The sequence below is a fragment of the Methanobrevibacter sp. genome, assembly GCF_015062935.1.
In the GTDB taxonomy this organism is placed as follows: domain Archaea; phylum Methanobacteriota; class Methanobacteria; order Methanobacteriales; family Methanobacteriaceae; genus Methanocatella.
The window spans coordinates 125,558-131,409 of record NZ_SUTM01000005.1; the positions used below are offsets into that span (position 1 = coordinate 125,558).

Annotated in this window: 5 protein-coding genes; 2 read left to right on the forward strand and 3 right to left on the reverse strand. The window is 23.2% G+C overall.

What is annotated here, in order from left to right:
• The 3 genes from E7Z81_RS03480 to E7Z81_RS03490 form a co-directional block, all read right to left on the reverse strand.
• Positions 1–2,790: glycosyltransferase (locus E7Z81_RS03480; protein ID WP_292744288.1), on the reverse strand; the 2,790-nt coding region annotated here is incomplete at its 3' end.
• Positions 2,791–2,858: 68 nt separating this feature from the next.
• Positions 2,859–3,872, reverse strand: coding sequence for a glycosyltransferase family 2 protein (locus E7Z81_RS03485; RefSeq protein WP_292744291.1), 1,014 nt, complete (start codon positions 3,870–3,872; stop codon positions 2,859–2,861).
• Positions 3,873–3,914: 42 nt separating this feature from the next.
• Positions 3,915–4,136 (reverse strand): hypothetical protein, encoded by a 222-nt coding sequence (locus tag E7Z81_RS03490; RefSeq protein WP_292744294.1) that lies wholly within the window; start codon positions 4,134–4,136, stop codon positions 3,915–3,917.
• A gap of 598 nt (positions 4,137–4,734) precedes the next feature.
• Here E7Z81_RS03490 and E7Z81_RS03495 point away from each other — a divergent pair.
• Positions 4,735–5,292, forward strand: a complete 558-nt coding sequence (locus E7Z81_RS03495) for a hypothetical protein (RefSeq protein ID WP_292744297.1) — start codon at positions 4,735–4,737, stop codon at positions 5,290–5,292.
• A gap of 20 nt (positions 5,293–5,312) precedes the next feature.
• A partial coding sequence (locus tag E7Z81_RS03500) for a hypothetical protein (protein ID WP_292744300.1) occupies positions 5,313–5,852 on the forward strand: 540 nt, incomplete at its 3' end.

Here is a 5,852-nt window from a genome sequence, read left to right on the forward strand (position 1 = left end):
TGTGTTTAGTTGGTTTTTGAGGTTTTGTTCGTTTTGGAGGGTTGTGTTTAGTTGGTTTTTGAGGTTTTGTTCGTTTTTTTGACTATTTGATAATTGTTTGTAAAAGTTGGTTAATTTATTTTCTAAAATTAAAATGTATTCTTTATTGCATTCAAATTTATTTTTTTCAATTATTAACTCTTTATTTTTTGAATTTTCAGCATGATTTATGTCAATAATTTTATTATTTAAAATTTCATTAAATAAATTTTGTTTGCAAAATAGCTTAATAATCTTTAATGTTTTTTTTGTTTCTAAGGGTTCGTGGGGATTATCTTTATTTTCTTTATAAAATTTAACATTTAATTGATTTTTATAAAAATCTAATTTTGAAAGTTCGTTAACTAATGGTAAATATTGATTGTTAAAATCAGTGTTACTTTCAAGATTTAAATAATATGTAATTTTTGGAATATATTTTTCTTTTTTAAATAGTTCAACAACATTTAACCGATATTTAATCATATCCACTATTATTTCGGTTGAATTTTCATTGAAACTTTGCTTTAATAATCTCATTAAATTTTCAATATGGTATTTATCATAATTCATGATAAAAAATTGAGAATTATTAATCAGTACTTTTGAACCTTTCATTAATGTCCCTAATCCTATTGATACGAATCCCCCTCCTGAAGAACCATAAAATAGGATGTTTTCATTTAATATTTTTTGTTGTTTTGATAATTTTTTAATAATTAAATATAATGTTTCTAAATACCATTGATGTTCATCTCCGACAAACCATCCCAACGTTATTTTTGGGTCGTAAAGAAATATTGGATCTGCATAAGCAATGAAAGATTCATCAAAATATTTATACCACGACCACCTATCAAAATATGGGGGTTTTACAAGTTCCCCTTTTGAATTTTTAGAATTTCTTGCATGAGCACCCGGTCCAAAGCAAATCAAATTTTTATTCTTAGATGAAAATCTAATTATTAAGCAATAAATTATATTTTTATAATTAACATGTAATTCAAATGGAATATCTATTGGAAACTTAAATTCATCAATTTCATCAAAATCAATAGTGATGATATTGTCTAAAATATTATTTACACTTTTAAAATTGTTTGAGGTATTTGTAAAATCGTATGCATTCTTTTGATTAATGAGTTTAGAGTTACAGATAATAGTTTTATGTTTATTAGTTATCTTAAAACAGTTTAATATAAATGAATTTTGATTTGTTTCAAATCGAATATTATTTTTTAAAATTAATTCTTTTTTAAATATATATACATTAGATTCTGAAGGATTATTAAATAGAGCGTTATTGGCAACTAGGTTGGTTTTTTCAAGGTTAGTATTCTTTAATGAAACAATATCTAATTTAGATTTTTTAATTGTTTCATATAATAAATCTACATAATTTAAATTTAAAAAATTTTCATTTAAAAAAATTAAGTAGTTTGTAGTTGAATTAAGTATTGCTAAATTCATTAAGTTGTTAAAATTGCTATTTTCATTTGAGAATATCGATTTAATATTATCATATTTAATTTCAAGATTGCTCACGATTCTTTTGGTGTCCTCTTCTAATCCATTATCAACAAAAATTATTTCAATATCTTCAAAATTTAAATTAATATTGAAAAAATAGTCTAGAATATCAAAAACATAAAATTTATTATTTTCAATAGGAACAATTGCGCTAATTAAAAATTTTGAAAATTGTGTTCGTTTTTCATTAATTTTTCTTATAGCTAATTCGAAGTTATTATTTTTTATATCTTTAAATAAATTTTTAAAAAATTCCGTAAGATTTGTATTATAATCAATACACTCTTTAAACAGTATATTATTAGATTTTAAAATATTTAATATTTCATTATTAGTTAAATTAGTGGCATGAAATAAATGAGTGTTAAACCAATACATCAATTTGGAGTATAATAATTCTTTTATAAACATTTCTTTTTTATCATGTTTTTTAGAAATATCATACATTAATTTATATGATTTTGGCCTGCTTTCAATTGTTTTTAATGAAGTATTATGAGTTAAAGAATGATTATTTTTATCATCTCTTCGAGTATCGTAATAATACACAATTTTATTGATAAAAACTATTCCTTTTGCATTAATCATACTATTAAATAAAAAAACTGCATCTTCTCCACCATTAAGATTTTCGGGGAAAGTGATATTATTTTTATTTAGAAATGATTTTTTAAAGATTTTTGTTGTAAAACCATAATCAGTTATCAACTTTGGGTTATCATCAATTGAGTTATATTTAAGTTTGTATAACTCATTTGATAACAATTTTTTTTCCACTCTTTTTTTTCTAGTATCATAATTATCTTTAGTGTTGTCTATAATGGGTACCCATGATGAAATAGAGACTTGATAGTCCCCATTCTCCTGTTTAAGGGACATCATGCCCCCAACAATATCTACATTTTCTTCTGTGATGGTATTGTATAATGATTCACAAGAATATTTATCATATGTGTCATCTGAGTCTAAAAACATAATATATTCTGCTTGCGCATTTTTTATTCCAATATTTCTTGGCTTTCCAGGGGAACCACAATTTTTATCTAAATGTATTGATTTAATATTATTATATTTTGAAGAAAACTCGTCCATAATGAAACCGCTTTTATCTGTAGATCCATCATTTATCATTATAAGTTCAATATCTTTAAAATCCATACTTTGATTAATAATTGATTGAATAGTTTTCTTTAATACTTTTTCAGTATTATAAACTGGAATTATTATTGAAATTTTATACATTATTTACACCATAAAAAAATTTAACACTATTTTGATTTTTTTTATTGAAATTATTCTTTTTTATTTGTTTAGAGTAGTAATCCTGTTTTAAAATTTTTTCGTCGTTGAATAAATTCATTATAATTTTCAGAATTTATCATATGAATGTAAAATATGAAATACATCAGTTTTATTTGTTTAAAATCATTTGGAGTAATACACATTTTTTCAAAAAAACTTTTAATTTTTTGAAAATATTCTTCTTTATAGTTTTTATCAATTTCCTCTAATTTAATTTTAAATTCGATGAATGCAAATCTTAAAAAATCAATGCGAAATTCGTTCATAAATTTTGTTTCATCTAAAAATTTTTTAATATCTAAAATAACTTCATAAAAAACTATTGCATGAGGGCTTCCAGAATATGATGTTTGTAATGATGATTGGCCTATTCGAACATAATGATAAAAAATTTTTGGAAAATATGCAATTTTGTGAGCTAATAATAATGTTTTTACATGAAATTCAACATCATTGTACATTTTGTGGTTTGGAAATTGTATGTGGTTATCTTTAATGAATTTTGCACGGTAAAATTTTGACCATATAACTCCATAGAAACCATTCATTATTTTATCTTTAATAAATGTGTAGTTAAAAATATAATTTTCATAATTTTCTTTAAATTCATCTTTTTGAAAATGAATTAAAGTTTTGGAATTGTTATCCGCAAGATGCCTAATTGTATCAAAAAGAACCAAGTCCACATCTAGCTTTTTTGCTAAGTTATATAATTTTTCACACATGTCAGATTCGATCCAATCATCTGAATCTAAAAATATTATATATTCACCTTTTGCTTTTTCAATCCCTTTATTTCTAGCAGAACCTGCGCCTAAATTTTTTTGTGAAAAAATTTTAAATCGTTTATCTTTTTGAGAATAGTTATTCAAAATTTGATAGGAATTATCCGTTGAACCGTCATCAATACATAATATCTCGATATTGGTCAAAGTTTGCTTTTTAACAGAATCTAAACACGTTATAAGCAACTTCCCGGGGTTATATACTGGAATTATTATCGAAACTTGAATATTGCTCATTTAATCATCTAACAGGTCTTTTTTGAAATATGATGTGTGGAGTTACTTAAATAAATTTATTCTATTTGCAACACTACTTCTTATTTTTAAAAGTTCGACCATATTTTTCATAGCGGTTTCACTTTCATTAGTAATTTTTTTAGTTCTAGGATCCTTTTGGTAATTTTCGATTTTTTCTAATTGTATAGCAATCACATAATCAATTAAAGTTAATGAGTTAATATGTGTTTCAGTTTCCTCAATTTTTGTAGATAATTTTTTCATTTCTAATCCTCCATAATTTGAATGTATTTTATTAATATTAAATTTTAAATTAATTACTTTACTAATATATTATTACTATTATTTAAATATTTCATTGATTATGGGGGATTTGCAAAAAGTAATTTGATTTTAGTGAGTGTCAGATAATTATTTGATTTTCGAATCACCCTTATTTTTATTTTATTTCTAAATCTACAATTCATCTTATTGTCAAATTCTTTATTAATGTATTATCATATTATATTTGCATTTCAACTTTTATTTTTCCTTTGTTTTATTAAGTTTAAATAGTTTTTAGCGCATTAGGGTCATGTTTGTGTATTTTTTTATAGTGTGCATGATTGTGTATGGGGTTAATTAATCAGTTACTCTTTTTGGCCATGTTTTTTTTATCATTCTAAAGTTTTTATACTTGGTCATATAATAAAAACTTATAATTATTTATTAAATTTAACTGTTTTTAAACAGAATTAAAAATTTATAACTAAAGTTCATCAAAAAATTTCAAATCAACAAAGTTTTTCAAGACTCGTAGATTTAAATAATAGTAGCTTTAAATTATATTATAATAAATTTATATTTTATGGTGAGGATGTTAATGTTTAAGGATTTTAAAAGTTCTATAATTACTGAAGAAATTTTTAAGGAATTTGTAAAAGAAGAACCTTATTATGAAGGTAGATTTGACTATTATATGGAAATAATTATGAAATTACATGAATTAAGAGATATAAATTCAGTTCTCGAAATAGGTCCTTATAAGTTGCCATTTGTAATAGAATCTGATGTAATGGATTTTAGAAATTATGTTGATGATTTTCCGGTTGAATGTGGTAAATTAATTTTACATAATTGTAGTAAAACACCATTTCCGATTGAAGATAAATCTTATGATTTAGTTATTGCATGTCAAGTTATAGAACATGTCGGGATTTTTGGACAACAGATAGATTTTTTCAATGAATTAGAGAGAATTTCTGATAAAGCTTTGATTTCTTTACCTTATTTGTGGCATAGGCCTCTATCTAGAGATCATCATATGATTGATAAAAAGATGATTAATATTTGGAATGGTGGTCGAACACCTTCTTTTGAGTTGATTTCGGGTGCTGAAAATTCATTAAGAATTTTGCAATTATATGAATTTAATGAGTGATTATTTAAATAGGTAAAATAATGAAAGATGGAGGTAATTCCATAACTTATGGAAATAATATTAATGAAATTAAAAATGAATTAATCTATTTGTTAGATGAGTTTAAACAAAAAAATAATGATTTAGATACATGTTTAAGAGAGTTTAATTTGATTAAAGAAGAATTCAATTCACTTAAGGAAATAACTATTAAGACAAAAGATTTCTTATTATTGGAAGTTGAATCCAGTTTTGATAAACAAAAAATGATAAAAAGTAAACAGGATTCTAAAATTGATTCTTTTAGAGAGATTGTTGATTTATTGAAAAATGAAAATAATGTCAAACTTAATGAAATATCTTTCTTAAATAATAAACTTGATAAATTTAATCAGATAATAATCGACAAAAATAATTTAATAAATTCTTTTAAATTGAATATTAATGAGTTGAATGCTGAGATTAGTTCTTTGAAGGATTCTTTGGAGGGCAGGGATGTTTCTATTAATGAGTTGAATGCTGAGATTAGTTCTTTGAAGGATTCTTTGGAGGGCAGGGATGTTTCTATTAATGAGTTGAAT

Bases quoted from the DNA above. Each gene is read 5' to 3' on its own strand.
- E7Z81_RS03485 (WP_292744291.1), bottom strand. From the start codon at position 3,872: ATGAGCAATATTCAAGTTTCGATAATAATTCCAGTATATAACCCCGGG.
- E7Z81_RS03490 (WP_292744294.1), bottom strand. From the start codon at position 4,136: ATGAAAAAATTATCTACAAAAATTGAGGAAACTGAAACACATATTAAC.
- E7Z81_RS03495 (WP_292744297.1), top strand. From the start codon at position 4,735: ATGTTTAAGGATTTTAAAAGTTCTATAATTACTGAAGAAATTTTTAAG.